This window comes from Corallococcus sp. CA054B (assembly GCF_003611625.1).
Taxonomy (GTDB): domain Bacteria; phylum Myxococcota; class Myxococcia; order Myxococcales; family Myxococcaceae; genus Corallococcus; species Corallococcus coralloides.
Map to the genome: position 1 here is coordinate 1 of NZ_RAVY01000138.1, position 26,425 is coordinate 26,425.

Sequence of the window (26,425 nt, forward strand, 5' to 3'; positions counted from 1 at the left end):
GCGCGCCATGGGCCGGCGCCACCAGCCGGCGCACCAGCCCGCCCTGCACCAGCGCGGACAGCACGCCCACCACCGCGAAGAGCGCCCCGGAGCGCAGGCTCGCCTCCTTGAGGACGGCCGCGTCCGGATGCACCGCGTGCACCAGCCACCCGCCCTCCAGCGGCACCGGCCCGGAGGAGAGGAAGCGCGTCAGCAGGTACACGGAGAAGGTGCCCTCCATCTGCGCGAAGGCCACGGTGTAGAGCAGCACCAGCACCACGCACCGGCCCACGACGGGCAGCGTCAACACGGCGGCGGCGCCCCGCATGCTGCGCGTCGTGGCGGACGGCGAGTCCGCCCTGCGCGTCTCCGGCAGGAAGAACCAGGTGTTGATGAGGTTCAGCGCGGACAGCCCCGCCGCGAACAGGCCGATGGCCAGGTTGCCGCCCCACGCCCCCAGCACGCCGCCCAGCGCGGGCCCCAGCACGAAGCCCAGGCCGAACGCCGCGCCGATGATGCCCATGCCCCGCGCGCGCTCATGCGGCTTGGTGATGTCCGCCACCACCGCCTGCGCCGTGGACACGTTGCCGCCGGACACCCCGTCGATGACGCGGGACAGGAACAACAGGGGCAGCGTGTGCGCGAAGGCGAACAGCACGTAGCCCAGCAGCGAGCCCACCTGGGAGATGAGCAGCACCGGCCGCCGGCCGTACCGGTCCGACAGCCGCCCCATGATGGGCGCCGCCACCAGCTGCATCAGCGAGTACACCGCGACGAGCAGCCCCACCGCGAAGGGGGAAGCGCCATAGCGCACGCCGTACACGCCCAGCTGCGGAATCAGGATGCCGAACCCGATGAGGTCCAGGACGGCGATGCCGAACACCACCCGCAGCGACGCCTCCCGAGCCAACTTCGCACTCCCTCGTCCCTTCGAGGGACCGTTGGAAAAGACAAGACCGCCGGAGCGCGCGTAGGGGGCGCTCCGGCGGCCGGGAAGAATCCCACTCTCAGCGCGAGGCGTCTACATCGCCTCGGCGGACTGCATTTGACGGTTGGCCGTGTCGCGCTCGATGCAGCCCTTGGTCATCGTGTACTGGTACGTGCCCAGCTCGTCACGCCAGTACTCGCCCTCGTAGGGCCAGTAGAGCTGATCGTCCGCCACCGCCACGGAGAACTTGTACTTCTTGACGATGGCCGTGCGGCCGCCCGCCTTGAGCTGCTCCTCCAGGAACTCCTTCTCCTTGGTGGTCGTCTCGAACTTGATGCGCAGGCCGTTGGCCAGGAGCAGCTTGAGCGCGCCCAGCTCCGACTCCAGCTTGCCCTTGGCCATGATGCCGGCCTTGGAGATGAGGCTGGTGCGCTGGACCTTGAGCTCCTCCAACAGCTGCTTGGTCAGCTCCGAGTACTTGAACGTGTCGCCCTTGTTGCCGAACAGGTCCATCTCACCCTCGAGCTCCAGGATGGAGTCGTTGGTCTTCTTCAGGTCCTGATCCGTGAGGGCCAGCCGCAGGATGCGCTCCAGGATGACGTCCGTGCCGTTCTTCTCCAGGCCGTCCTTGTTCTTCTTCTGCACGTCCGCGAGCACCGTGTAGTACTCGGAGGCCTCCATGTTCTTCTTCACGAGCCCGTCCAGTTCGTCGTGCACGGGCAGGTAGGTGCGCTCGAAGTCCTGGAGGATGAGGTTGGACTCCCGGTAGCGGCAGTTCTCGTAATAGATGACCGCCTTGAGGATGAGCGCCTCCGGGAAGTACTCCTCGCGGAAGAAGGGCGACGACAGGGTGATGAGGTTGCCCAGCGCCTGCTCGTACTGGCCGATGCGGTAGTTGGCCCAGGAGGACTCGAAGAGGGCCTCCAGCCACTGCGTGTTCCCGCGCTCCACCTTGTTCAGATAGAAGATGGAGAAGCGGTTCTGCTGCATGCCGTAGTGCGTACGGGCCAGCTGCATGAAGGCCAGCTCGCGCAGCGACTTGTCCAGCTTCGCCTGCTCGCCGGTGCGGCCCGCCATGGGACGGGTGAGGCGCACCACTTCCTTCATGGCCTCCACGGACGCGAGCACGTCCGTGTTGCCGCGCTTGCTGGCCGCGTCCTTGTTGCGCGTGCCGTTGCGGAAGAAGGCCAGGCCCTCCAGGTACTTCGCGCGCGGGTAGAACACGTCCGTGCGGGGGATGGTCAGCGCCAGGCGCTTCACTTCTTCAAAGGACTTGTCCGCGTTCTCCGTCTGGCCCACCTGGTCCAGCGCGCGGCCACGCACGAAGTGGTAGCGCGCCAGCAGGTAGCGGAACTCGTTCCGGAACTTCTCCGGGAAGTCGTAGTTCGCGTACCGGGCGATCTCATCCAGGATGACCGTCTCGTTCTGCGTCTTGCGGCTGATGAAGAACAGCCACTCCAGGCTCGTCTTGAAGAACTTCGTGGACGGGCCCGCGGCGAGGATCTTGGAGAACTCGCCCAGCGACGAGTGGTACAGCCCCATGCGGTAGAGCGACTTGGCGAGCACGTAGCGCGCTTCCACGTGCAGGCCCTGGAGCTTGGGGTCCCCCAACAGCTCGTGGGAGGCCATCGCGGCCTTCTCGTACTCGTCGTTCTTGAACAGGCTGATGGCCGCGTCCAGGCGCTGGCGGTCCGCCGTCTTGCCGGACACGTCCACCGCGTCGAACGTCATGGTGGGCGCGGGCGGCTTGTCGTTGTCGCCCGTGAGGTCCAGGCCCAGGCCGGGGCTGCCCTGCGCGGCCGGCTTCGCGGGCGGCGTGGGCTTCGCGGCGGGCGCGGCGGGCATCGCCGAGGGCGCGGGCGTCGTCGTCACCGCGGCGGGAGGCGTGGCCGGGTTGCCCGCGGGCGCGGGCTCGCTGGTGGCGGTGGAGGACTCCTCGGAGGTGTCCTCGGCCGGGGCGGTCGCCTTGCCCTTGCCGCGCTTGGCGCTGGTCTTCTTCTTCGAGGAAGCCTTCGAAGAGGCCCCCTTCTTCTTCTTCTTCGACTGGCCCGCCAGGTCCAGCCCTTCAAAGGACTGGGCCAGCGTGGGGGCCGTGTACGCGAGCGTGAGCCCGAGGACGGCGAGGCGGAGGAACCGGTGGGTGCGCATGAGTCTCAGGAACCGGAGGGGAAGAAGAAGGACAGGCCCAGCTCGAACAGGATCTGGTTGCGGAGGTAGTTGGGCGTGGGGTCCCGGCCCTTCTCCACGTAGATGATGTCGCGCAGCTCCGTGCGCAGCGTCATCCACCGGTTGAAGAAGAAGCGCAGACCGACGCCCACGTTGCCGCCGCCCGTGAGGTACGACTTGCTGCCCGCGACGGGCGTGCCGTCCGACAGCGACTCCGCCGGGCCCTTGTACTGGACGACGGTCGCGCCCACGACGCCGTACATGTCGAAGTGGACGAACTTCTCCGCCAGCAGCGACAGCTTGCCGTAGATGGGCGCCCACTGGACGTCCACGCCGCCCATGAGGGTCATCTGGCCGGGCGCATACCCATCCAGTTCCTCGCGGGTGGGCGCGCTGCAGCCTCGGGTGTCACCGCCCTCGCCCGGCGTGAAGGTGCACTTCTGCGCGGAGCCCGCCACGGAGTTCAGCGCGTAGCCGCCGCGCAGGCCCACGCCCAGGGTCTCCATGGGGAAGTAGGTGACGGTGCCGCCGAAGAGGTACTTCTTGAAGAACGCGTCGCGGATGGTGATGGACGCGGACGGGCTCACCTCGAAGCGGCCCTTCTTGAGGAACATGTGGCCGGACACCGGCCGGATGCGCTCGCGAAGGGGCCCCAGGGCGTCCTTGTCCACCTCGGACACGTCGCCGGCCTCCTCCTCCTGGGAGGTGGCGGGCGGGTTGGAGTTGGCGGCCGTCTTGGGGGCGGCAGCCGCCGGAGCCGGAGCGGGCGTGGCCGGAGCCGCGGCGGCCGGTGCGGGCGCCTGGTCGGCGGCGGCGAGCGCGGGCACGCCCGCGCACAGGGTCAGGAGCAGACGGAAGGCGGGCTTCATTCGGACTCCCTCCCCGTCGACTTGAGGGGCAGGAAGATGGAGATGCCCGCGTTGAGGGTCATGACGTTCTGGAGGGCGCCCTTGCTGCTGCCCAGGGGCTGGTCCACGTAGGAGGTGTTGATGAGGGCCACGTTGACGGCCAGGTAGTCCTTGGTGACGAAGCGCATGCCCAGGCCCAGGTCGAAGGCCGGGTTGAGGCCGCGGTCCGGCAGCGCGGAGGTCTCCGTCCTCACCACGCCCATGCCACCCAGCAGGTAGCCGTCGAAGTGGAGGATGGAGTTGAGGAAGGACACCTTGCCGTAGAGCGGTGCCCACTCCAGGTCGCCCATGGCGGACCAGTTCGGCACGGAGGCGTAGATCTTGCTGTTGAAGGTGCGCTTCGCCGTGCTGACGTCATCCGACGGGATGACCTGGATGAGCGAGCCACGCGCCGAGATGGCCAGCGTGTCCGACAGGTACCAGGCCGCGCGCAGCGAGCCGCCGAACTTCGAATAGAACGGGTCGTTCACGGAGAGGCTCACGAACGGTGAGATCTCCAGGCGGTTCTTCTTCAGGTAGACCTTGCGCTGAACGCTCTTCACCCGGTCGTCCTGGGTGATGTCCGTGAGCGGCATCAGCGCCTCGACCGGGATTTCCTTCGCCGGGGTGGCGGCAGGCGGCGACGCGGGACGTGCTTCCTCGTCCGGCGGCGGCGCGGGGTTCTCTTCAGGTGGCTTGGCCTGGGCGTCCTCGGTCAGATCGAGGCCCATGCCTGGCTGGTTCTGGGCGGGGGCCAGCGCGGGCCACATCAGGCTCAGCGCAAGCAGCAGCGTGGGGCGGTTCAAGTCCGGGCGCTCCGTGGGGGGAGGGAACGTACTGCCACCGGAAGGCAGCATGACATCAGCCTCGCCATCCTATCGGCCGTATTCCCAACCATCAACCAGCAGAATGCGCCTGCCTCCTCTGTATTCCTCTCGTATCGCTTCACAATTCCACTGTTCTCACGCCCCGCGGGTCAGGGGTTGGCGCGCGAAAGTGGTGTGCTACCGTTCGCGGGTTCCGGGCGCTGTCCTCCCCCTACGCGCCCTGATTCCATCCTTCCTAGAGGTCTCAAAGATGTTCGTGCGAACCGCGCTCTTCCTGTCCGCCGCCCTGATGCTGGGAGGCTGCGACGTCACCACCGAGCTGGGCAAGCCGTGCCAACTGGTGCGCAGGGCCACGGCCGAGGAGCAGGAGGCGCAGGGCCGCAAGTTCATGGAGATCCAGGAGAAGGACATCGCCGTGGATCAGGACTTCATCTCCTTCGGTTCGCTGGACTGCGAGGACCTCGTCTGCGTCCGCGACGACCTGAGCCCCCGCAGCGACAACCCGGAGGCGTTCGCCCTGGGCTACTGCAGCAAGGAGTGCGTGCAGGGCTCCACGACGGGCTGCGAGATCACCCGCACCGTGGGCGACGTGGAGGAGGGTCTCAAGGACCGCATGACGTGCCGTCCCCTGCTCCTGGACCAGGACACGCTGGACGCCATCAAGATCGCCGACGAGGGCTTCTACCGGCGCACCTTCGGCGAGAACAACTCGCCCTACTTCTGCGCGGGCGCGGTCCCGACCGCCCAGAACTGAAGTCCGGACTGAACGGCGCACTGAACAGTCGCCTCGCGCGAAAGGGTTAGACCTTTTCGCGCCCCCCGTTCGTAAAGGCAGGGCCCGCGTTTCAAACGCCTTTGGAGCCCTGCCATGAATCGTACGGTCCTGTTCCTCGCCCTGGCTGGTGGCCTTGCCCTCACCGCGCTGGTGCTGGGCATGCCCCGAGGGAGCGGTCTGCCGCCCACGCCGCACGTCGTCGTGACGCAGCCCACGCCCCCCCCACCCGTCCCGCCGCCGGGGCCTCGTGCGTCCACGGGCAGCCTCCAGGTGACGAGCCGGCTGTCGCACCCGTACGTGCCGGTGGGCCCCTCCGAGACGTACGTGACGGTGGACCTCACCGGCGCGGAGGTGCCCGGGGCGAAGCGCAGCCCGGTGAACCTGGCGGTGGTCATCGACCGGTCCGGCTCCATGAGCGGCTACAAGCTCCAGCAGGCGAAGCAGGCCGCGCGGCACCTGGTGACGCTGCTGCGTGACGAGGACCGGCTGGCCATCGTGCACTACGGCAGCGACGTGAAGAGCCTGCCGTCCCTGCCGGCCACCGCGGGCAACCGCGAGCGGATGCTCCAGTTCATCGACGGCATCTGGGATGACGGCGGCACCAACATCAGCGCGGGCCTGTCCGTGGGCCGCACGCAGCTGGCGTCCGCCATGGGCGGGACGGCCACGGTGAACCGCCTCATCCTGATGAGCGACGGCCAGCCCACCGAGGGCGTGTCCGACGAGGAGGGGCTGAAGAACGTGGTGCGGGAGATCCGCGCCTCCGGCATCACGGTGAGCTCCATTGGCGTGGGCACGGACTTCAACGAGGACCTGATGCAGGCCTTCGCGGAGTACGGCGCCGGCGCGTACGGCTTCCTGGAGGACGCGAGCAAGCTGTCCACCCTCTTCCAGCGCGACCTGCAGCAGGCCACCACCGCGGTGGCGCGCAACGTGGAGCTGTCCTTCGAACTGCCCCCGGGCACGACGCTGGGCGAGGTGCTGGGCTACCGCGCGCACCAGGCCGGCAACACCGTGCGCGTGGCGCTGCCGGACTTCTCCGCGGGCCAGGTGGAGCGCGTGGTGGCGCGGCTGCACGTGACGGGCACCGCTCCGGGCCAGTCCGTGCAGGTGGCGGGGCTGAAGGTCGCGTACACGGACCTGCTCGTGCAGAAGAACGTGGAGGACCAGTCCACGCTGGCCGCGGTGGCCACCAACGTGCAGGAGGAAATCGTCCAGCGCCAGGACAAGGAGGCCACGGTGTACGCGGCCCGGGCCCGCAGCGCGCAGAACCTCCAGAAGGCCGCGGAGGCCATGAGCCAGGGCAAGAAGGCGGAGGCGAAGGGCTACCTCTCCCAGAACCAGGCCCTCTTCGAGGAGGCGGGCGCGGTGGCGGGCGCGGCGGCGGTGGCGGCGGATCAAGCCGAGCAGAGCCGCGCGATGCAGGAATACGACGACGCGGATTCCTATGAGGCCCAGAAGGCCGCCGTGAAGAACAGCAAGGTGAAGGCGCTCAAGAGCTTCGGGCGCATGGGCTCGACGTACTGAGTGTTGGGGCCAGGGCATGCGAGGGGGCATCGCCCGCCCCCCTGCCCGCCCGCCATCGCGACGTCACATCTTCGCGGTTGACCTCCGGAATCGCGTGGCCCTATCTCCGCGTTCTTCCAGGCTTCACCCCCTGGAAGCAGGGCGCACTGGAGGCGCGGACAAGCATGGCGGCGAGCGCGAGCACCCCGTGGGTCGGGGTCATCATGGGCGGCAAGAGCGACCTGGAGCACCTGCAACCGGCGATCGACATCCTCGCCGAGCTGCGCATCCCGCACGAGGTGCGCATCGTGTCCGCGCACCGCACGCCGGACTGGATGATGGAGTACGCGTCCAGCGCGGAAGGCCGAGGCCTGTCCGTCATCATCGCCGCGGCGGGCGGCGCGGCGCACCTGCCCGGCATGGTGTCCAGCAAGACGCTGCTGCCGGTGCTGGGCGTGCCCATGCCCACCACGGTGCTGTCCGGCTTCGACGCGCTGCTCTCCATCGTGCAGATGCCCAAGGGCGTCCCGGTGGGCACGCAGGCCATTGGCAAGCCGGGGGCCGCCAACGCGGCGCTGCACGCGGCGGCCATCCTGGCGCTGAAGTACCCGGAGCTGCGCGAGCGGCTGGCCGCCTGGCGCAAGGCCCGCACGGACGAAGTGCTGGCGCAGCGCGAGGTGGCGGGATGAGCGGCCCCATGGTGCTGCCGGGCGGGACGCTGGGCATCCTGGGCGGCGGCCAGCTGGGGCGCATGATGGCGCTCGCGGCGCGCACGCTGGGCTACCAGGTGCAGGCGTTGGATCCGGACTCGGCGTGCCCGTCCCGCTCCGTGGTGGACCGCTGCCTCACCGCGTCCTTCACCGACACGGCGGCGGCCGAGGACCTGGCGCGCCAGTGCGACGTGGTGACGCTGGAAATCGAAAAGGTCTCGCTGTCCACGCTCAACGCGGTGGCCCGGCACGCGCCCATGCGGCCCGGCGCCTCCGTGCTGGAGGTGGTGCAGCACCGCGGCCGCCAGAAGGCGTGGCTCGCGAAGGGCGGCTTCCCGCTGGGCCCGTGGCGCGAGGCGAACTCGGAGGCGGAGCTGTCCCAAGCCATCACCGCCCTGGGCGGCAAGTGCTTCATCAAGTCCAGCGAGGGCGGCTACGACGGGCGCGGCCAGTACGAGGTGAAGACGGCCTCCGAGGCGGGCGTCGCGTGGAAGGAGCTGGGTGAGCGCTCCGTGGTGGTGGAGGCCGCGCTGGACCTGAAGGCGGAGCTGTCCGTGCTGGTGGCGCGAGGCCCGGATGGGCAGCTCGCGGTGTATCCGCCCGCGTTCAACCACCACGAGGAGCGCATCCTCGCGTGGTCGCTGTTGCCGGGCCCGCTGCCGCAGGCCGTGCTGACGCAGGCGTCGCAGGTGGCGCGCGACATCACCTCGGGCCTGAAGGTGGAGGGGCTCCTGGTGGTGGAGATGTTCCTCCTGGGGGACGGCTCGCTGCTCGTCAACGAGGTGGCGCCCCGGCCGCACAACAGCTTCCACTCGACGGAAGTGGCGTGCCTGACGAGCCAGTTCGAGCAGGCCGTGCGCGCGGTGTGCAACCTGCCCCTGGGCTCCGTGGAGGTGGTGCGCCCCGCGGCCATCGTGAACCTGCTGGGCGACCTGTGGTTGCAGGAGGGCGGCCCCCGGTTCGCGCAGGCGCTGGCGCTGCCCGGCGTCCGGCTGCACCTCTACGGCAAGCGCGACGCGCGCAAGGGGCGCAAGATGGGCCACCTGTCCGCGGTGGGCAGCACGCCCGAGGACGCGCTCCAGCGCGTGAAGGCCGCCGCCACGGCCCTGGGGATGTAGCGCCCATGAAGACGAACGCCGCCCGGCTCCTGGACTCGCTCGGCATCGCGTACAGCTTGCGCGACTACGACGTGGATCCGGACGACCTGTCCGCGGAGACGGTGGCCGCCAAGGTGGGCATGCCCGCGGAGCAGGTCTTCAAGACGCTGGTGGCCAAGGGCGACCGCACCGGCGTGTTGATGGCGGTGGTGCCCGGCAACGCGGAGCTGGACTTGAAGGCCCTGGCGCGGCTGTCCGGCGACCGCAAGGTGGACACCGTCCCCCTCAAGGAGTTGCAGCCGCTCACCGGCTACATCCGGGGCGGCGTCACCGCGCTGGGGGGCAAGAAGGACTACCCCGTCTTCGTGGATGAGACGCTGGAGCTGTTCGATGAGGTCGCCGTGTCGGCCGGGGTGCGCGGGACGCAGCTCGTCCTCGCCCCGGCGGACTACCTCCGCGTGACGAAGGGCAAGCCGGGACCCATTTCGCGTCCGAAGGCGTAGACCCTTTTCGCGCGCCGCGCGTTCGAAGGGACATTCCCGGCCCTTGGGGGCCGTTCCCGGGGTGTCCCGATGAATGCCGCCGTGTTGCAATTCCACCACCGCGAAGCCTTCGAGCACACCGTCACACGCGCGCTGGCAGCGGGCGCCGGAGCGGGGCTGTTGCAGTGGGTCTCCTTGCGCGCGGGCATGCCGGTGCCGCTCACGTGGGTGGTGCCCGCGGCGGTGGTGCTGGCGTGCGCGCGAGGCGACCGGTGGGACCGGGGCCTCTTGAGTGGCCTGGGGTTGCTGCTCGTGGCGCTGCCCTATGGGCTGGGCCTGTCGCCAGCGTGGACCGTGGCCACGAGTGGCGCGGCAGCGGGCGCGCTGCTGGTGCGCTCCCGCCTCAACGACCTGGGCGAGGAGGGGCAGGTCGCGGAGGCCCGCCCCACGCTCGTGCACTACGGCCTGGGCGCCGTGCTGGGCGCGGGGTTCACGCTGGCGGGCGGCGTGGTGGCGAACATCCTGTCGGTGCGGCTGGCGTCCGTGGCCACGCCCACGCTGCTGGCGGCGGCGGTGGTGGGCGGCATCGTGGGGCTCTTCGTCGGACTGGGCGCCATCGCCGCGCACCTGGGGCTGACGGCGGATCCGGTGGAGGCGCGCGCGGAGGAGCTGCTGCCCCAGCTCTCCGGTGACTTCCTCACGCTGTCCGAGCGCGCGCTGTCCCTCTACCGTCAATGCGGCCAGTCCCTGGCGAAGCTGCCCCGGGAGCCCGCGCGCGAGGAGCTGGCCCGCACGCTGGCGCGCATCACCAAGGGCGCGGTGGAGCTGGCATCCGAGTGGGCCGGCGTGGAGGCGCAGCTGGAGGAGCGCGCCGCCGCGGAGTTGCAGGCGGAGCGCGAGAGCCTGGAGCGCAGCGCTCGCGCGAGCACGGACGTGGTGGCGCGCCGGCAGCTGGAGGCCGCGGCGGCGTCGCTGGCGGAGGAGGTGGAGCGGCTGGGAGACATGCGTCAGCGGCGGGAGCGCATCCTCGCGAGGCTGCGCGCGGAGGTGGCCCTGCTGGAGCGTGCGCGCGTGGCGCTCCTGTCCCTGCGCAGCGGTCAGGCCCAGCTGAAGGCGGCGGAGCTGGCCTCACTGGCCCGCCGGTTCCGCGCCCTCTCGACCGCCCAGGGAGAGGAAGGCCAGGCGATGGACGCGGTCGCGGCCCAGGTGACGCTGACCCAGGTGGCGGCGGCGAACGTGGCCCCGGTGACCCCGGTGGATCCGTCACCAGCAGAATCCGAGGGTGCCAAGGTGCCGGAAATCCAGCGGATTCAGGGGGAATAGGACCTGGGGAGGCTGACGGTGCCCGCCCGCCCCGGGCCCTGGGGGACGCCCGGGGAAAGCGTCCGTTTTCGATGGTGGCCCTGCCGAGTGGTCGGGGGGGACTGAAGCTTGCGCCAGAGCGCGGTACATTTCGGGAGCCATGAGCCTGCCCTCCCCCAGCAAGCCCGCACCACCACCGCCCTGGCTCTGGAACGGTGACGAGCCGAGGGTCGCCACCGTCTTCCAGCCCATCGTCGATCTGCTCAGCGGCGAGGTCCTCGGCCACGAGGTGCTGTCGCGAGGCCTGGGCCCGGTGGAGTCCCCCAACGAACTGTTCAACCGCGCGCGGGTGGAGGGCTTCACCTACGAGCTGGAGCGCGCGTGCTGGACCGCGGCGGTGCGCCGCATCGCCACGCTGCCGGAGGCGCAGCGGCGCGGTCCGTTCTTCTTCAACGTCAGTCCGGACGTGCTGAGCGACGAGCGCTTTGGCGGCGCGTCCACGCTGGAGCTGCTACGTCAGCACGGCCTGAGCCCCCAGCAGCTGGTGCTCGAAATCACCGAGCGCAGCACGTTCGAGGACACGGAGCAGCTGCGCATGCTCGCGCGGCGGTACGCGGAGCAGGGCTTCGGCATCGCGCTGGATGACTTTGGCGCGGGACACTCGGGACTGGTGACGCTGGTGCACAGCGCGCCGGACTTCATCAAGTTGGATCAGGCGCTGGTGCGGGACATCCACCTGCACACGTACCGGCAGCACCTGGTGAAGTCGCTGGTGGCGTTCGCGCAGCGCGTGGACGCGGTGCTCATCGCCGAGGGCGTGGAGACGTGGAACGAGCTGGCGGTGCTGTTGCGCCTGGGCATCCGGCACGCGCAGGGCTACCTGCTGGCGCGGCCCGTGAGCTCGCCGCAGCGGCCGGGCGCGGACTTCGCGGAGCGTTGCCGCGAGGCCATCCGCGCCCTGCACCACCGCGAGCACGAGGACGACGAGACGGTGGGCAGCATGATCATCCGCCCGCCGTGCGCGCCGGTGACGGCGCAGGCGGTGGAGCTGGACCGGCTCTTCCGCCGCACGCCGGGCGAGGACCACGTCGTGCTGCTGGACGGAGAGCAGCCGCAGGCGGTGGTGACGCGGCGGAACTTCTACGCGCGCTTCGGGGGAACCGCCGCCAGCACGGAGGCCGCGCTTCCGGACGAGCCGCGCGAGGCGCCGATGGTGGTGGAGGACGCGACGGCCATCACGGCGCTGGCGCGCATGGCGATGCGCCGTCCGCCCGAAACGGTCTACGACCCGGTGGTGGTGACGGACGCGAAGGGCCACTTCCTGGGCACGGTGACGATGAAGCAGCTCATCGCGCGGGCCTCGGACCTGGAGCAGCACGCGGCGACGGGCGCGCATCCGCTGACGGATCTGCCCGGCAGCCGGATGATCGAACGGTGGATCCGCGCCGCGCTCCAGGGCAGCGCGTTCACGGTCATCTACGCGGACCTGGATCACTTCGAGGCGTACAACGACCGCTACGGCTTCCTCCAGGGCGACCGGGTGATCCGCTACACGGCGAGCGTGCTGTCGGAGTGTCTGCACCTGCTGCCGGAAGGCTCGAACCTGGGCCACGTGGGCGGCGACGACTTCGTGCTCGTGTGCCCGGACACGGTGGCGCCGGAGGTGTTGCGCACGCTCTGCCAGCGCTTCGACGCGGAGAAGGTCCCGCTCTATGGTCCGGAGGACCTGCGGCGCGGGGGCTTCACGGCCAAGGACGCGGCGGGCAACACGGTGCCGGTGACGCTGAGCCTCGCGGCGGTGGACCACCAAGGGCTGTCCGCCAACCCCCACCCCGCGGAGCTGTCCGCCGTCGCCGCGTCCCTGCGAAAGCGCGTGAAGGCCGTCTCCGCGCAGACGCACACCAGCACGTTCCTGTTCCAGCCGGGCGCGGTGAAGTAGCCGGACCGAGCCTCACGTCCAAGTGAGGCGCGGTTGTCCGCAGGGCCCCGGTGAACCGACACGGCACGCCGTCGGGCCCGCCGCATGCCCCAGTTCCCTCCCGGCGGCCCCGTCAGCGGGACATCTCACGAACCTGTCCGACAGGTTGGGAGGACCAGAGTCGGGGCCCACCGCCCCAACCGGGCGGCGGAAAACCTGTCCGACTGTCCGACAAGTTTGGATGCCTCGCGGCGAGAGGGCCGGCCACTCCCTCCACGTAGCGGAAACCTGTCCGACAAGGTCGGGAGAACCTCGGATAGAGCCCCGGCGCCAATCGGGCGGCGGAAACCTGTCCGACTGGTTTGGAGGCCCCATGGCCTGGGAGGCTGCCGGTCCATCCACGCAGCAAGACCTGTCCGACAGGTTGGGCGAACCGGGGCGGAGGGCCTCCGCGCCACGCGGACGGAAACCTGTCCGACTGTCCGACAGCTGGGGCCCGCTGCCCCACCCGGGCGGCCGAAACTTGTCCGACTGTCCGACAGGTTGAGCTGCCCGTGGATAAAGGGCCTTCCGGTGTCCATCCGCGCAGCGAAAACCTGTCCGACTGTCCGACAGGTTTGGAGGGCCGTGACCAGGAGCGGAGGCCGTCCCCTACCCGAGCAGCGAAACCTGGTCAGACAGGATTGGCGTGCCTCGCGGCGAGGGACCATCCGTTCCAGCCAGGCAGCGAGAACCCGTCCGCCTGTCCGACAGGTCTTGGCAAGTCATGGCCGGGGGCCCGTCCCATCCGTTCGACCAACGGAAGCGGGCCGACTGTCCGACAGGTTGGGCGAACCGGGGCCAAGGGCCGCGGCGACGCCCGGGCGGCGGAAACCTGTCCGACTGTCCGACAGGTTTGGAAGCCCTGTGGCATGGGGTCCTTCCGGCCCATCCGCGCAGCAAGACCTGTCCGACAGGTTGGGCGAACGGGGGTCGCGAGCCTCGGCGCCAATCGGGCGGCGGAAACCTGTCCGACTGTCCGACAGGTTTTGCCGCGTCCGGCGGATGGGGGGCCTCCTGAATGGCGGGGCGCAGGTACTCGCCGGTCCTGGACGCGGTGCGGATATGCGCAGGCCAGACCCGATGCTGTGTGACAGACCATTTCGCGAGCGCCCTTCCCTCCTCCCAGGCGCGGTGGAGCCGTCCGTCGGTGTAGAGGCGGCCCGTGGTCTCCAGTTCGGTGGAGCCGTTCTCCACTGCGCGGTGCACGTTCGCGGGCGGCACCAGCAGCGTGTCCCGTCCCAGTGCGAACGCCTGCTCCTGCACCAGTGCCTGGTAGGCCTTGTCGAGTTGGAGCGCCCTCTCCCTTGATGGCGTCACCAGCCACGCGAGGTCGCGGTCCCCTCCGGTGCCGCGCGCCTGACCGCTGGCAGGCCCAGCACTCCGTTCGGGAAGAAGCGCGCGAGCAGCTCTTCGTTCGCACGGAACTCATCGCCGCCCTGCACGCACTCGAAGTGCGTCGCGGTCTCCGGCGCGGTGTGCCCTGACTGCGGCATATCCGGCAGGCTTCGCAGGTCCTGGGTCCGCCAGCCGTCGCCCCCCGGCACCTTGCGTGGGAATGCGAAGGTCTGGTCCATCGTCACGCCCAGGTTCGCGTGGCAGCCCATGCAGTAGACGTGTTCCTCCAGCGTCTGGAGCCGCAGCCGCCCTTTCGCGTCCTCGATGAAGCCCTGCAGGCGCCAGCCGAACTCGTTGATCAGCCCCAGATCCGGCGTGCCTGGGAACGCGGGCAGCCGGCCGCGACTCTTCTTTTCCTGCTCCTCCGCGTAGAAGTTCCGCACGCGGTCGTCCGCCGGTTCCTCGTCCTTGCGCGAATAGCGCAGCTCTTTCAGCCGCGTGGACAGCGCGTGCGTCCGGATCCAGGTAACGCACCGTGTGCAGGAACTCCGTGCCTTTCGGATACGGATACCGCCGCACCCGCACGTCCGCCGCGCTCCCCTCGTCATGCGCTGGCAACCCGCGCACTCGCTCCACGCTTGGGGGCAGGACGCCGTCACCGTCCAGGCCCATGCCTCCCACGCGCTCGTCCACCGGATCCACGCGGCGGCTCGCGCCCTTCACGTCCAGGAGGTTCGGGGCCACCGTCATCGCCGCCTCCAGCACCGCGAGGTTGAAGCGATACACCTCTCGCGACAGCTGTCCGTGCGCATCCGTCCGGAAGGACTCCGGGAGCCGGACGTAGACGTCGTCCGCGCCGCCGTTGGTGGGCCAGAACGTGCCCGGGAACGGCTTGTAGCGCACGGCCCGCGCGCTTCGACGCGCGGCGCGCATCCTGCGGAGGTGGCGTGGCGCGGCCTTGAGCAGCGCGTCACTTCTTCATCACGGGCGGACCGGGCGCGCGACAATCGCGCATCACCGGCTCCCGTTGCGTCACGGTGTGATGGGGAGGGTGCTCACGCCCTCGAACTCCACCGTGCCGCCGCGGACGATGCCGTTCTTCTGGCACCAGCCCCCCGGCACCTCCAGCACGTACTGGCTGGGGATGCCCACCGTGCGGTTCGTCAGCGTGCGCGGCTCCGCGTTCTCGATGATGCCCACGACGCGGCCCTCGGACGTGATGAACAGCATGTCCAGCGGGATGAGCGTGTTGCGCATCCAGAAGCCGCGCACCTCTTCATCCGGGAAGATGAAGAGCATGCCCTGCCCGGCCGGCAGCGACTTGCGCCACATGAGCCCGCGCGTGCGCGACTCGCCCGTGGCGGCCACCTCCACCTCCACGCGGCGCACACCACCGTAGGCATCCTTCAGCCGCACGTGCGCGCGCGGCAGGGTCGGCATCACGTAGTCCTCCGCCGACACGTCCTTGGACCGGAGGCGCGCCGGAGCGGGCGCGGCGGGCTTCGGAGGTGCGGCGGGCGCTTCCTGACACGCGCCGCCCGCGAAGGCCAGCGCCGCCAGGATGAACGTGAAGCGCGCCTTCATGGATGCTGGGGGTGCAGGGGCTTGTTGAGCAGCTTCTCGGTCAGCTCGGAGCCCAGGCTGTCCGACATGAGGCGCTCCACCAGCGTCTCGAAGTCCACGCGCTGGGACTCGCTGCTGTAGATGAAGCGGATGCCCATGCCGGGCTCCTCCGCGTCGGCCTTGGACCAGACGACCTCGCCCAGCAATTCGAAGGGTGCCTCGCGGTGCGGCACCGTCAGCTTGAAGAGGAAGCGCGTGCCAATGGGCAGCGGCTTCTTCGTCTTGATGAACGTGCCGCCCTTGCTGATGTTCTTCGTGTAGTCAGCGAAGAACGAATTGAGCTTCTTGTAGTCGACCTTCAGCTCGATGGGCGCACGACCGTGGGTGCGCAGTTCGGATCCGCTCTTCTGTTCGGACATGCGGCCGGGGAGTATAGGGGACGCCATGCGGCAAGTCCTCCCCCGTGCCCGTGCACTGTTGGGCCGTCCAGCCGTCCTGGCCACCGTGCTGCTGCTCGGCGGTGGGGGGTCGGCCCTCGTCCTCCTCCCCCTCTTCGGGGTCCCCGGCTTCGAATTGGGCCTGGCCCTGTCCATCGCCGTCGGCCTGCTCGGAGGTGGGACAGGCATCGCCGCCGCCGCCCAGGAGCGCCGCATCCTCACCGGCGCCGCCCCCGTGCCCGCCCGGGTGGAAGCGTCCGCCCTGCCCGGAACCGCCGTGGGCCGCGCCCTGGGGGCCAGCGCCGTCCTGAACCTGGGGGTGCTCGTCCCCCCCTTCGTGTGCGCCCTGCTCTTCGCCCGGTTTCGCACCGCGTGCGACCCCTTCGAGCTGGCGGGCTTCTACCCCCTGCTCACCATCCCCTCCGCCCTGGTGGCCTCCGCGGCGGGCGTGCTCCTGGGCTTCGCGACGTCCCGGCCCCGGGGCGCGGCGGGCCTGTACGCCCTGCTCCTCCTTGCCTCACTGGCGGTGACGGTGTGGCCCATCGTTTTCGGGCCCCAGGTGTTCGCCTTCAACATCTTCCTGGGCCACCTGCCCGGCCCGCTCTACGACGAGGCCCTCCAGATGACGGCCGCGCTGGGCTGGTTCCGCCTGGAGACGCTCCTGTGGGTGGGCGTCTTCGCGGGGCTCGCCATCGCGCTCCTGGACGTGCGCACCGGGCGCCTGGCGCTGAAGGGCGCGCGCATGGGCGGCCTGCTGGGCCTGGTGCTCCCCTGTGCCCTGGGCATCATCTGGCTGGAGGCCCGAGCACCGCAGCTGGGCCTGCGGATGAGCGACGCGTACCTCTCCGAGCAGCTGGGCGGCGTGCGGGAGACGGAGCACTTCGTCCTGCACTATCCGCGCGGCAAGGCGCGCCAGGACGTGGACCGCATGGCCCGCGACCTGGAGTTCCGCTTCACCCAGACGTCTGGCTTCCTGGGCGTGGCCCCCACCGAGCGCGTGCGCGTGTGGCTCTACCGCTCCGAGGATGAGAAGCAGCGGCTGGTGGGCGCCGGCCGCACCCAGTACGCCAAGCCCTGGCGCACGGAGCTGCACATCCAGGACAAGCCCTTCCCCCACTCCACGCTGCACCATGAGCTGGCGCATGTGATGGCGAGCCCGGCGGGCTCCGGCTTCTTCCGCGTCACCACCCGGCTGGGCGTGTGGCCGCTGATGGGCGTGATCGAGGGGCTCGCGGTGGCCGCGGACGACCCCGTCCAGGGCGAACTCACCCTGCACCAGTGGGCCGCGGGCATGCGCCGGCAGGGGCTGGCCCCGGACATGCGCGACCTCATGGGGCCCAAGGGCTTCTACCAGTCCGCCCCCGCGCGCGCGTACACCGTGGCGGGTTCGTTCCTGCGCTACCTGGCGGACACCTACGGCGCGGACCGGCTGCGCGCCGTCTACGCGCACGCGGACTTCAACGAGGCCTACGGCCGTCCCCTGGACGAGCTCGTCACCGAGTGGGAGCGCACCCTGGACGCGCTGCCCCTGGACGCGTCCGCGCTCGCGCGCGCCTTCGCCCGCTTCCGCACCGGCAGCCTCTTCACCCGCGCCTGTGCCCGCGAGGTGGCCCGCCTGTCGGCCTCCGCCCGCGAGTCGCTCGCCAGCGACCCGCAGGACGCGCTCGAGCGCTACCAGCGCGCCGCCCGGCTCCAGCCAGAGGAACCGTCCTACCAGCTGGGCCAGGCCGTGGCCCTGGACGCCCTGGAGCGCGGTCCGGACGCGGCGAAGGTGCTGGCCGCGCTCGCGGACCAGGTGAAGGACCGGCCCGCGCTCGCCGCGGAGGTGGCCGTGGCCCGCGCGGACGTGGCCCTCCACCAGGAGGACGTGGAGGGTTCGCGCGCCTTCCTCCAGGCCGCGCTCGCGCTGGACCCGGGGCCGGAGCTCACGCGCACCGCCCAGGTGAAGCTGGCCGCGCTGGAGACGCCGTCGCGCCGCGCGCCCATCGAGGCGTACTTCCGCGCGCCGCAGGAGGAGCTGCGCCTGCTGCTGCTGGACCGCGCCCTCCTCGCCGCGCCGATGGATCCGTGGCTGCACTACCTGCTGGGGCGGCGGCTGCATCAGGTGGGGGCTCCGGCGCTCGCGGGCGATCAGCTCCAGCGCGCCCTTTCGGACACCACCCTCCCGGAGGCCATCCGCCGGGAGGCCACACGGCTGCGAATCGAGGCCGCCTACCTGGCGGGCGACTGCGGCGCCGTGCGGCATGAGGTGGGTGCGCTGCCGGACTATGGGGCCGCTTTCCGTGCGGCGGCCTCCGAGTGGCAGGCCCGTTGTGACTTCGAGCAAACGGCCTATCGCGGGCCGCTGGTGCCGCGTCAGGCTTTCCGCTAGACGCGGGCCCCTGCGCAGAGACGATTCACGCATCGACGGAAAGGTGGATGGGGCATGCACTTCGAGAAGACGCAGTACATCCAGGGGACGGTGGACGAGGTGGAGCGTGCGCTCCTCGACGAGCGCTACTTCCCGTTCCTCCTCCAGCACCACGGCGTGCTGCTGGAGCTGCAGCCCCAGGAGGTGCGTGTCGACGGTGACCGCGTGCACCGCAAGGTGCGCTACCGCCCCAAGCCCGTCATCTCCTCCGTGGGCCCCAAGAAGGTGTCGCCGGAGTGGTTCGCCTTCATCGAGACGTCCACCTACGACAAGCGCACCAAGCAGCTCTCGTTCACCAACACGCCCACCTCCCACACCATCTCCAAGATGCTGGTGAACACGGGCGTGCTGAAGCTGCGCGACCTGGGCAATGGCCAGACGGAGCGCAAGATGGAGGGCGAGCTGTCGCTCAAGGTGCCCTTCCTGCTCAAGCCCGTGGCGATGATTGCCGAGCCGCTCATCAAGACGGAGGGTCTGAAGATCCTCGACGGCGAGCTGCCCGTGCTCAACCGCTTCATCGCTGAGGTCATCCGCGCCAAATAGTCAAAGCGCACGGAGGGCGGCGGGGCCTGGGAATGGGTTGACACAAATGCGGTTGAACCCATAAGGCCCCGCCATGCACAAACGCTTCCTCGCCCTCTGCGCCGTCTTCCTCCTGGCCGCGTGCGCCCCGAAGCGCATCCCCGGCACGGAGTTGGAAGACACCGGTGATACCCGCGCCATCCTCGCCGTGATGGAGAAGTACCGCTCCGCCCTGGAGAACCGCGACGCGAAGGCCATCCAGGCGCTGGTGTCCCCGAAGTTCCGCGACGACGCCGGCACCCCGGACGACCCGACGGACGACCTCAACGCGAGCAACCTGGAGTCCCACCTCCAGGGCCTCTTCACGAAGGTGCAGAACCCCAAGGTGGACTTCAACATCCGCCGCGTGGAGTTCCACGAGGACGAGGACGTCGCGCTCGCCATCTACTACTGGAACGCGTCCTGGCGCATGCCCGGCCTCAACGCCCGGCCCCAGTCGGACTCGGAGCTGGAGCAGATGGTGTTCCAGAAGGTCGACGGCGACTGGAAGATCGTCTCCGGCATCTAGCCGCCGGCCGTCCCCTCAGACGCCCACCAGCGCCCTCAGCCCGTCCGGGCCCATGTCATTCAGGGCCCGCGCGCGGGACAGGTAGGTGCGGAAGTCCTTGGGCGCGAGCTTGTCCGCGCCCAGCGGGGACAGGTGGTAGTCGCGGATGCGGCTGGTGGTGAAGCGCACCGCGCCGTAGAGGGCGTGGCCGTACAGCGCCCGCTTCTCCACGTCCGACAGCGGCCGCGCGTCCTGGTAGCCACGCAGGAGCGCCTGGCACCGCTCGGGCTGGTACGCCCCCTCGAAGCACCACGCGTTGAGGGTGATGGCCACGTCCAGCGCGTACGCGTCCACGCAGGCCATCTCGAAGTCGAAGAAGGCGCCCACGCGGTCGCCCAGCCACTTCACGTTGTCCAGGAAGAGGTCCGCGTGGATGACGCCCCGGGGCTCCAGCCCCTGGCGCTCGGCTTCCGCGAGCGCGAGGTACCGCTCCAGCTCCGCCGCCACCGCGACGAGCTCCGGCTCCGCCCGCAGCGACAGGCCTTCCAGCCAGCCCTTCACCAGGCCGGGGCCGTAGGGGTTCGCGCGCGTGCCCCCGAAGGACTGCGTCACGCTGTGCAGCTTGCCCAGCTCGGCACCCAGGCGCTCCAGCACCTCCGGCGTGAGGCGGTCGCGGGTGTACTCCTCGCCGGCCAGCCACTTGAAGACGCTGATCCGCCCGCCGTGCAGCTCCAGGAAGGGAGAAGGCCCCGGCGGCACCAGCAGCACGGGCGCGGGGAAGTGCGCGCGGGACAGATGCTCCAAGAGGGACGCTTCGAAGCGAAGGTCCTCCGGCGAGCGCACCGTCGTGTGGCGCACGAAGACGCGGCCTGAGTCCGTCTCCAGCCGGTGGTTGGTGTTGATGGAGCCCTGGGGAATCGGCGTGATGGAGCGCACCGCCCCCAGGCCCCAGACATCCGCCACCTGGGTGAAGGCCTCGGGAGGAAGTGTCGTGTACACGGCCATGGCGTGCCTCCGGGGCGTGCCGCCCCCGCGTGCGTGCTGCCCCCACCCGTTGACACCCCGGGGGGCCGGACCTATCTGTCCATGCCCGTCCTACTTCGCATAACTGTTTGAAAATCTTCAATCTTTGCGCGTGAGGCCACCCCCATGGAAACGTCGGGCCGCGGTGACTGGAAGCGTCGCGAGGGACTGGGCAGCGCCCTGGCCCAGATTGGCGTCGTCGCGGTGCTGCTGGCGGCGGGGGTCGCCTGGTACGTGCACCGCGGGCAGGTGCGCCAGGAGGTGGACGCCCACCTGCGCACGGCGCGCTCCGCGGTGCTGAAGGGCAACCCCAGCGACCTGGCCATGGCGCAGCAGAACCTGGAGGCCCTCTTCGCGCTCGCGCCGGACTCACGCGACGCGCGGGCGCTGGCCGCGGACCTCCAGGCGGAGCTGTGGCTCACCCATCACCAGCCCGGCGCGGACGCGAAGGCGCGCGAGCAACTGGAGCGCGCGGAGACGCTGGGCTCCCGCTCCGGTGAGCGCTACGGCGCCCGGGCCCTGCTGCTCGTGGGCGCGGGGCAGACGGCGGAGGCGAACAAGCTGTTGGAGGAGCTCAAGTCCCAGGGCGCCAGCAGCCCCCGGCTGACGCTGGCCCAGGCGCGGCTGCTGCAGAAGGAGGGGCGCCTCTCGGAGGCCCGCCAGGCCTTCGCGCGCGCGGCGGAAGGGGCCTGGAAGGATCCGCGCTTCTCCGCGGCCTACGGAGAAGCGCTGCTCGACGAGGGGATGTACCCCCAGGCGGTCGAGGCCTTCGCGCGCGCCACCACCGTGAATCCGGATCACCTGCTGTCGCGGGTGACGTCCGCCCTGGCGCAGCTGTACGCGGGGCGGCCTCCGGACGGCGTGACGGCGTTGCTGGAGGAGGTGCGCTCGCGCGGCAAGGAGCTGACGCCCGCGCTCCAGGCCCGCATGGCCGTGGCCCAGGCGGAGGTCTCCCTGGCGAAGGGCGCCCCGGACGAGGCGCTCACCCACGTGGACGCGGCGCTGAAGGCCTGGCCGGAGGAGCACTACGCCCTCTTCACCCGCGGCCGTGCGCTCGCGGTGAAGCGCGCTCCGGAGGCCCGCCAGGCCTTCGAGGCGGCGGTGGCGAAGCGGCCCACCGCGCCGCTCCTGACGCTGGAGGGCGCGCGGCTGCTCCAGGCACAGGGGGACGGCGAGGGCGCGCTGGCCATGCTGGACGCCTACGAGAAGACCTTCCGCGAGGTGAAGGCGCGGACGGCGGACGGCAAGGAGCTGCCCGCGCTGGACAAGGACGACCGGTACTGGCTCGCGCGCGGCGGGGTGATGGAGGCGGCCGGCCGTCAGGACGACGCGCTCGCGGCCTACGACAAGGCGCTCGCGGCGCGCGGCGTGGGGCTGGCGCGGGCCCAGTACGCCAAGGGCGCGCTGCTGCTCGCGCGCAAGGACTTCGACGGCGCGAAGTCGCTGCTCACCGCCGTGGCCCCGGAGACGGGCGCGGGCAGCATGCCGGAGGCGTACGCGGCGCTGGGTGAGCTGCTCTTCGCCCAGGGCGAGTTCGCCGCCGGGTGCCAGCAGCACTACTTCTCGCTCGTGCGCGCCCGAGCCCAGGGCGCGCCCGTGGAGCAGCTGGCCACGCGCGCCAACGACATCAAGAAGCGCCTGGAGACCAGCGGCCAGCCCGCCATGGCCAAGGCCTGGCTCACGGAGGCGGGGCCGCTCTTCAACGGCAACGACCCCGCCGCGGTGACGCGCTAGAGCAGCTCCGAGGGGTCCAACCGGCGCTGCTTCGCCTTCACCACGCGCCACTCGCCATCGGCTTCCTTCTCGAAGGTGCCCTCGATGGAGTAGGCGTTGAGGACGCTGTCCCGGGCCAAGTCCTCCAGCTTGTCCGCCTGCGAGCGGCCGAAGATGAAGCGCGCCTGGAAGTCACCCTGCGTGGGTGACACCTCGTGCACGTCGATGTCGGTGGTGAAGATGCGGACCCACTGACCGCGCAGCACCTGCGCGGTCAGGATGCTGCGTACCTCCTGCTTGCTCCAGCCTTCCGTCGTCTTGAAGCGCTCGGACACGCCCTCCATCACCTCGCCCACGTCCTTCTCCTCCGCCGCGCTCGTCATCGCGATGATGCGCCGGGTGACGGCGTCCTTCACGCCCGGCTCCTCGCGCGGCCAGAAGAACAGCACGAGCGCCGCGGCGATCACCGCCGCCATGCCACTCAACACCCGGGTTCGAGTCAGCACCATCTCAGGCGGCCCCGGTCTCCGGCTCCAGCATCATGTCGTCCGCGTCGATGATTTCGAGCGGGCGCAGCGCTTCGCCAATCTGCTTCAGGCGGCGGTCGGACAGCTGCTCCAGGTACGTGCGGATGTTGGGGAAGGTCTTCACCAGCTCCTGGAAGGCCTCGCGCTTGAGCCACCCCGCCGCCGTCTTGCGCGTCACGGACACCGTGGCCGTGGCCCGCAGGCCCGTGAGGAGTGAAATCTCCCCCGCCACGTCGCCCTCGCGCAGCACGCCCAGCGTCACCATGCCGCCCGCCGGGTCCTCCTTCTGCACCGTCAGCTCGCCGGCCAGCACCAGGAAGAGGCCCTGGGAGTACTCGCCCTCCACCAGGACCTTCTCGCCGGGCTGGAGCGCGCGGAAGGTGAAGCGCTGGAAGAACGCGCCCCGCTCCGACTCCGGCAGCTGCTGGAACAGGGGCGAGTTCGCCATCAGGTTGCGCATCATGCGCTGCTGCGCGAAGTCCGCCAGCAGCTGCGGCACCGCCGGGTGGCTCTTGGCCACCGCGTTGAGGTGCTCGCGGCGGATTTCGAAGACCTCCGAGTCCGACACCGCCGTCACCGACGCGGTGGGCGGCGCGCCCGTGAGCAGCGCCAGCTCCCCGAAGATGGAGCCGCCGCCCAAAAAGCCCAGCGTGCGGTCCTCGCCGTCCGTCCTGCGCGTCACCTCCGCCTTGCCGGCGACGATGACGTGCAGGTGATCATCCGGCTCGCCCTCGCGGCTGATGACCTCCTCCGGCTTGATGGTGCGCCACACCATGCGCCCCACCAGGTCGAAGAACGCGTCCCGGTCCAGGTCCGCGAACAGCGGCAGGGGCGGACGGCTCTGCGGATCCGCGGTGCCGCCGGTGTCCGGCGCGGCCAGCACTTCAATGGCGCGGTTGGACAGCTCCTCGCCGACGAGGCCCATCAGGTCCGTGTCCACCTTGCCGTCGTACAGGTGCTCCGGCGGCAGCGGCGGCGGCACGGCGGCGCGGCCCGGGGCGCTGCGCGCGGCGCGCGAGTGCACGCGGTAGAGCGTCTCCTTCAGGCGGCGCTCGTTCGGAGACAGCTCCAGGGCCAGCTTGCACGCGGCCATGGCGCTCAGGAGGTAGTCGCGGCGCAAGAGCCCCTCCGCGCACGCGTGGTACGCGGTGACGGCGCGCTCACGCTCGCCCAGCTCCGCCAGGCACCGGGACGCCAGCATGCGCGAGCGGTGGTCCGCGGGCACGCGGCGAACGGCCTCCGCGAAGACGGCGAGGGCGCGCTCGAACTGGCGCTCCTCGAACAGGTCCATGCCCAGCTCACGCAACGACGACTCGTTCATCCGGTGTCTCCAGACCGCGCACGACGACAGGTGTGACAGGAATACATGAAGGAGGCCGCCCACCCCCATTCCACGGGCGGCGGCCCCTGACTGAAAGCTTCGCGCTACGAACCGCCAGCCTTCTGCAGCTCGCTCAGCGCCATCTCCGCCTTGCGCTTCACGTCCGCGCCGTCCGCGGACGCCTCGATGACGATCTTGAACTGCTCCGTCGCCAGGGCGGGGTCGCGGTCGCGCGAGATGTACGCCGACAGGTACAGCTCCTCCACCTTCTTCTGCAGCTCATCCAGGCCGTCGCGGGCGCGCGAGTCACCCGGGTTGAGGCGCAGCGCCTCGCGGAAGCTGCGGCCCGCCAGCGGGTACTCCTTGCGCTTGAAGGCCGCCTGCCCCGCCGCCACCGACGCGGAGGCCAGCTCGTTGTCCAGCGTGTCACCCAGCGAGCCCGCGAAGCCGATCTGCCGGTACACCTCCACCGCGCGGCGCAGCGGCTTCACGGAGGCCTCCAGCGCGTTGTTCTCGTACTTCTTCTGGCCCTCCTCGAAGGCGGAGCGGAACTGGGGGATGAGCTTCTTCAGGTTGCGCGCGCGGGCCTGGATGTCCGCCTCGTTGCGGTACTTGTCCATCACCCGGTCCACCTCCAGCGACGCGCGCTGGAAGTCCCCGCCGTTGAAGCGGCGCTCCACGTCCTGGAAGGCCTCCGCCACGAACTCCGCGCGGCGCTGCTTGGCGTTCTCCGCGGCCACCGCCTGCCGGATGCCGGCCTGCCGCGCGGCCTGCTGCGCCTCCTTGGCCAGCTGGTTCTCCAGGTCCGCCAGCTTCTGCTCGTAGAGCGAGCGCGTGCCCTGCGGCAGCTCCGCGATGAGGGTGCGCGCGTCGTCCGGCCGGCGCTCATTCAGCGCCGCCTCGACCAGGCTCAGCGTGTACGCCTGCTCGCGGGAGTCCAGCTCCTCTTCCAGCTTCTTGCGCACCTCGTCCGTGCGCGCCGTGCCCTGCGGCGTGGCGGTCAGCTTCGCGCGCGCGTCCGGGTAGCGGTTCTCCGCCATCAGGTCCCGGGTCGCCTGGAAGGCGTCCATGATGTCCTGCAGCTGCTGCGCCGCCTTGGCCACGCCGTCCACGTCGATGCCCACGCGCAGCTTCTCCGCCTCCTGGGCGAAGCGCACCGCGTCCGGGTAGTCGCCGTCTCGCACCTTGTCGCGCGCTCGCTGCATCAGCTCCTGGGCGCGCGCCTGGTTGGGGTCCACCACCGGCTTGGGCGGCGGCTTGTTCCCGCCGGACAGGGCCAGGCCCATGATCAGCATCAGGAGCACCAGGCCACCCACCGCCGCGCCCACCTTCATCTTGAAGGTGATCTTGAAGCCCTCGCGCGCCGACGAGCGCACCGGACGCGGACGGGGCACGCCCGTCTTGCGCGCCTTCTCGTCGCGCATCAGGTCCGCGAGCTTGTAGTTCGCGTTGGTCTTCTCATCCAGGCGCGGGTCCTTCTTCTCCTCCTTCTTCTCCTTCTTGTCCTCCGCCTCGCCGGACTCGGCCTTGGCGCGCATCTCCTTGATGAGCTCGCCCTCGTCCACGAAGCGCAGGCGCGTCTTGCCCACGGAGATCTCATCCCCGTGCTTCAGGATGCACTCGTCGACCTTCTGGTCGTTCACCTGGGTGCCGGAGATGCCGCCCAGGTCGCGCATCACCACGCCGCTCTCGCCGTAGACGAGCTCCAGGTGGCGCCGGGACACCGTCTGGTCGCCCAGGGCGAAGTCGCAGTCCTTGCTGCGCCCCACCACCATGCGCACGCCCTTGAAGCGCTTCTTGCGCCCCTTGTCCGGGCCGTCCAGCACCAGCATCAGCACCGGGGGGCCGGCGCGCGTCGTCTCGGAGTTGTCCTCCTCCTCCTCCTCGGCGGGCTCCTCCGCTTCCGGACGCATGGCGTCGATGGAGGCCACCCGCGTCTCGCCCGTGCGCGAGCGAACGGGCTCCGCGTCGCCGTACAGCTCCGGATCTCCCCCGTCCTGACTGTCCTCGCCGGAGAGCGGCGCGGACCAGTCTTCATCCGGCACGGCGGAGACGCGGCGGGAGCCGCCCCCCGCGGGGGCTTTGGGTCGGCGGTCCGCCGTCGCGCCCCCGGCCGAACGGCCGGTGCCCGAACGCGATGACGGTGATGGACGGCGAGGAGGCATGGATGGGTCCAGGTTGAAGCGGCGAACATCTTAGAGCGCCCACCGCACGGTGGGAATGCGCTCCCAGCGTTCCTTTCAGGGAAGACGGGCTCGATCCGGTTCGTTGGCCCGCACGCCGTCCCGTCTCCGATGTAGGTTTCCTCCATTCCCGCTTCCTCAAGAGCCACGAGCCCCTCCATGCCCCGAGCCCTCGCGTCCTCCCGGCGCGCCCGTCCCGCCCAGCTCGCCCCCCCGGCCGCGAGA

At 70.5% G+C, this 26,425-nt stretch carries 22 protein-coding genes; 11 read left to right on the forward strand and 11 right to left on the reverse strand.

Annotation, left to right across the window (positions count from 1 at the left end):
• From D7V80_RS27945 to D7V80_RS27960, 4 genes are all read right to left on the reverse strand, one after another.
• Positions 1-889 (reverse strand): MFS transporter (locus D7V80_RS27945; protein WP_120591058.1); only part of this gene is annotated, 889 nt, incomplete at its 3' end.
• Positions 890-1,000: 111 nt separating this feature from the next.
• Positions 1,001-3,055: an adventurous gliding motility protein GltC gene (gltC, locus tag D7V80_RS27950; protein WP_120591059.1), complete on the reverse strand. Its 2,055-nt coding sequence runs from the start codon at positions 3,053-3,055 to the stop codon at positions 1,001-1,003.
• Between the two features lie 5 nt (positions 3,056-3,060).
• Positions 3,061-3,942, reverse strand: a complete 882-nt coding sequence (locus D7V80_RS27955) for an outer membrane beta-barrel domain-containing protein (protein WP_120591060.1) — start codon at positions 3,940-3,942, stop codon at positions 3,061-3,063.
• Complete coding sequence (locus tag D7V80_RS27960; RefSeq protein ID WP_043323830.1) at positions 3,939-4,766, reverse strand: outer membrane beta-barrel domain-containing protein; 828 nt, start codon at positions 4,764-4,766, stop codon at positions 3,939-3,941. The genes D7V80_RS27955 and D7V80_RS27960 overlap by 4 nt, the downstream gene beginning before the upstream one ends.
• A gap of 271 nt (positions 4,767-5,037) precedes the next feature.
• Here D7V80_RS27960 and cglC point away from each other — a divergent pair, with 271 nt between their 5' ends.
• From cglC to D7V80_RS27995, 7 genes are all read left to right on the forward strand, one after another.
• A complete protein-coding gene (gene cglC / locus D7V80_RS27965) occupies positions 5,038-5,541 on the forward strand; it encodes an adventurous gliding motility lipoprotein CglC (protein WP_120591061.1) in 504 nt (167 codons plus the stop codon).
• Positions 5,542-5,655: 114 nt separating this feature from the next.
• A complete protein-coding gene (locus tag D7V80_RS27970) occupies positions 5,656-7,089 on the forward strand; it encodes a VWA domain-containing protein (RefSeq protein WP_120591062.1) in 1,434 nt (477 codons plus the stop codon).
• Between the two features lie 164 nt (positions 7,090-7,253).
• Complete coding sequence (purE, locus tag D7V80_RS27975) at positions 7,254-7,757, forward strand: 5-(carboxyamino)imidazole ribonucleotide mutase (protein WP_199738875.1); 504 nt, start codon at positions 7,254-7,256, stop codon at positions 7,755-7,757.
• Complete coding sequence (gene purK / locus D7V80_RS27980; protein WP_120591063.1) at positions 7,754-8,896, forward strand: 5-(carboxyamino)imidazole ribonucleotide synthase; 1,143 nt, start codon at positions 7,754-7,756, stop codon at positions 8,894-8,896. Before purE ends, purK begins: the two co-directional genes overlap by 4 nt.
• Positions 8,897-8,901: 5 nt before the next feature.
• On the forward strand, positions 8,902-9,378 hold the full coding sequence (gene ybaK, locus D7V80_RS27985; RefSeq protein ID WP_120591064.1) for a Cys-tRNA(Pro) deacylase: 477 nt from the start codon (positions 8,902-8,904) through the stop codon (positions 9,376-9,378).
• A gap of 81 nt (positions 9,379-9,459) precedes the next feature.
• Positions 9,460-10,680 carry a hypothetical protein gene (locus D7V80_RS27990; RefSeq protein WP_233585791.1) on the forward strand — a complete coding sequence of 407 codons (1,221 nt, stop codon included), beginning with the start codon at positions 9,460-9,462 and terminating at the stop codon, positions 10,678-10,680.
• Positions 10,681-10,819: 139 nt separating this feature from the next.
• On the forward strand, positions 10,820-12,598 hold the full coding sequence (locus D7V80_RS27995; RefSeq protein ID WP_120591066.1) for a GGDEF domain-containing protein: 1,779 nt from the start codon (positions 10,820-10,822) through the stop codon (positions 12,596-12,598).
• Positions 12,599-13,932: 1,334 nt separating this feature from the next.
• Here the strand turns inward: D7V80_RS27995 and D7V80_RS28000 are convergent.
• From D7V80_RS28000 to D7V80_RS28010, 3 genes are all read right to left on the reverse strand, one after another.
• Positions 13,933-14,397 carry a hypothetical protein gene (locus tag D7V80_RS28000; protein WP_120591067.1) on the reverse strand — a complete coding sequence of 155 codons (465 nt, stop codon included), beginning with the start codon at positions 14,395-14,397 and terminating at the stop codon, positions 13,933-13,935.
• A 589-nt stretch (positions 14,398-14,986) separates the two neighbouring features.
• Positions 14,987-15,538, reverse strand: a complete 552-nt coding sequence (locus D7V80_RS28005; RefSeq protein WP_120591068.1) for a DUF192 domain-containing protein — start codon at positions 15,536-15,538, stop codon at positions 14,987-14,989.
• Positions 15,535-15,936, reverse strand: a complete 402-nt coding sequence (locus D7V80_RS28010) for a TIGR02266 family protein (protein ID WP_043321926.1) — start codon at positions 15,934-15,936, stop codon at positions 15,535-15,537. The genes D7V80_RS28005 and D7V80_RS28010 overlap by 4 nt, the downstream gene beginning before the upstream one ends.
• 25 nt (positions 15,937-15,961) lie before the next feature.
• On the opposite strand from D7V80_RS28010, the gene D7V80_RS28015 reads away from it, so the two are divergent.
• From D7V80_RS28015 to D7V80_RS28025, 3 genes are all read left to right on the forward strand, one after another.
• On the forward strand, positions 15,962-18,325 hold the full coding sequence (locus D7V80_RS28015) for a hypothetical protein (RefSeq protein ID WP_199738876.1): 2,364 nt from the start codon (positions 15,962-15,964) through the stop codon (positions 18,323-18,325).
• 54 nt (positions 18,326-18,379) lie between these two features.
• Positions 18,380-18,907 carry a hypothetical protein gene (locus D7V80_RS28020; protein ID WP_120591070.1) on the forward strand — a complete coding sequence of 176 codons (528 nt, stop codon included), beginning with the start codon at positions 18,380-18,382 and terminating at the stop codon, positions 18,905-18,907.
• Between the two features lie 73 nt (positions 18,908-18,980).
• Positions 18,981-19,454, forward strand: coding sequence for a nuclear transport factor 2 family protein (locus tag D7V80_RS28025; RefSeq protein ID WP_120591071.1), 474 nt, complete (start codon positions 18,981-18,983; stop codon positions 19,452-19,454).
• 15 nt (positions 19,455-19,469) lie between these two features.
• Here D7V80_RS28025 and D7V80_RS28030 read toward each other — a convergent pair whose 3' ends face one another.
• The gene (locus tag D7V80_RS28030; RefSeq protein ID WP_120591072.1) at positions 19,470-20,438 is read right to left on the reverse strand and encodes a homoserine kinase; all 969 of its coding nucleotides are present in this window, start codon (positions 20,436-20,438) and stop codon (positions 19,470-19,472) included.
• Positions 20,439-20,582: 144 nt separating this feature from the next.
• Between D7V80_RS28030 and D7V80_RS28035 the strand changes: the two genes are divergently transcribed.
• Positions 20,583-22,190, forward strand: a complete 1,608-nt coding sequence (locus D7V80_RS28035) for a tetratricopeptide repeat protein (protein ID WP_120591073.1) — start codon at positions 20,583-20,585, stop codon at positions 22,188-22,190.
• Here the strand turns inward: D7V80_RS28035 and D7V80_RS28040 are convergent.
• The 3 genes from D7V80_RS28040 to D7V80_RS28050 form a co-directional block, all read right to left on the reverse strand.
• Positions 22,187-22,678, reverse strand: a complete 492-nt coding sequence (locus D7V80_RS28040) for a hypothetical protein (protein WP_120591074.1) — start codon at positions 22,676-22,678, stop codon at positions 22,187-22,189. The two genes, D7V80_RS28035 and D7V80_RS28040, sit on opposite strands and share 4 nt — an antisense overlap.
• A 1-nt stretch (position 22,679) precedes the next feature.
• Positions 22,680-24,017, reverse strand: a complete 1,338-nt coding sequence (locus D7V80_RS28045; RefSeq protein WP_120591075.1) for a cyclic nucleotide-binding domain-containing protein — start codon at positions 24,015-24,017, stop codon at positions 22,680-22,682.
• Between the two features lie 104 nt (positions 24,018-24,121).
• The gene (locus D7V80_RS28050) at positions 24,122-26,062 is read right to left on the reverse strand and encodes an FHA domain-containing protein (protein WP_233585793.1); all 1,941 of its coding nucleotides are present in this window, start codon (positions 26,060-26,062) and stop codon (positions 24,122-24,124) included.
• Positions 26,063-26,425 lie beyond the last annotated feature (363 nt).

Bases quoted from the DNA above. Each gene is read 5' to 3' on its own strand.
- gltC (WP_120591059.1), bottom strand. From the start codon at position 3,055: ATGCGCACCCACCGGTTCCTCCGCCTCGCCGTCCTCGGGCTCACGCTC.
- D7V80_RS27955 (WP_120591060.1), bottom strand. From the start codon at position 3,942: ATGAAGCCCGCCTTCCGTCTGCTCCTGACCCTGTGCGCGGGCGTGCCC.
- cglC (WP_120591061.1), top strand. From the start codon at position 5,038: ATGTTCGTGCGAACCGCGCTCTTCCTGTCCGCCGCCCTGATGCTGGGA.
- D7V80_RS27970 (WP_120591062.1), top strand. From the start codon at position 5,656: ATGAATCGTACGGTCCTGTTCCTCGCCCTGGCTGGTGGCCTTGCCCTC.
- purE (WP_199738875.1), top strand. From the start codon at position 7,254: ATGGCGGCGAGCGCGAGCACCCCGTGGGTCGGGGTCATCATGGGCGGC.
- purK (WP_120591063.1), top strand. From the start codon at position 7,754: ATGAGCGGCCCCATGGTGCTGCCGGGCGGGACGCTGGGCATCCTGGGC.
- ybaK (WP_120591064.1), top strand. From the start codon at position 8,902: ATGAAGACGAACGCCGCCCGGCTCCTGGACTCGCTCGGCATCGCGTAC.
- D7V80_RS27995 (WP_120591066.1), top strand. From the start codon at position 10,820: ATGAGCCTGCCCTCCCCCAGCAAGCCCGCACCACCACCGCCCTGGCTC.
- D7V80_RS28005 (WP_120591068.1), bottom strand. From the start codon at position 15,538: ATGAAGGCGCGCTTCACGTTCATCCTGGCGGCGCTGGCCTTCGCGGGC.
- D7V80_RS28010 (WP_043321926.1), bottom strand. From the start codon at position 15,936: ATGTCCGAACAGAAGAGCGGATCCGAACTGCGCACCCACGGTCGTGCG.
- D7V80_RS28015 (WP_199738876.1), top strand. From the start codon at position 15,962: ATGCGGCAAGTCCTCCCCCGTGCCCGTGCACTGTTGGGCCGTCCAGCC.
- D7V80_RS28020 (WP_120591070.1), top strand. From the start codon at position 18,380: ATGCACTTCGAGAAGACGCAGTACATCCAGGGGACGGTGGACGAGGTG.
- D7V80_RS28025 (WP_120591071.1), top strand. From the start codon at position 18,981: ATGCACAAACGCTTCCTCGCCCTCTGCGCCGTCTTCCTCCTGGCCGCG.
- D7V80_RS28030 (WP_120591072.1), bottom strand. From the start codon at position 20,438: ATGGCCGTGTACACGACACTTCCTCCCGAGGCCTTCACCCAGGTGGCG.
- D7V80_RS28035 (WP_120591073.1), top strand. From the start codon at position 20,583: ATGGAAACGTCGGGCCGCGGTGACTGGAAGCGTCGCGAGGGACTGGGC.
- D7V80_RS28040 (WP_120591074.1), bottom strand. From the start codon at position 22,678: ATGGTGCTGACTCGAACCCGGGTGTTGAGTGGCATGGCGGCGGTGATC.
- D7V80_RS28045 (WP_120591075.1), bottom strand. From the start codon at position 24,017: ATGAACGAGTCGTCGTTGCGTGAGCTGGGCATGGACCTGTTCGAGGAG.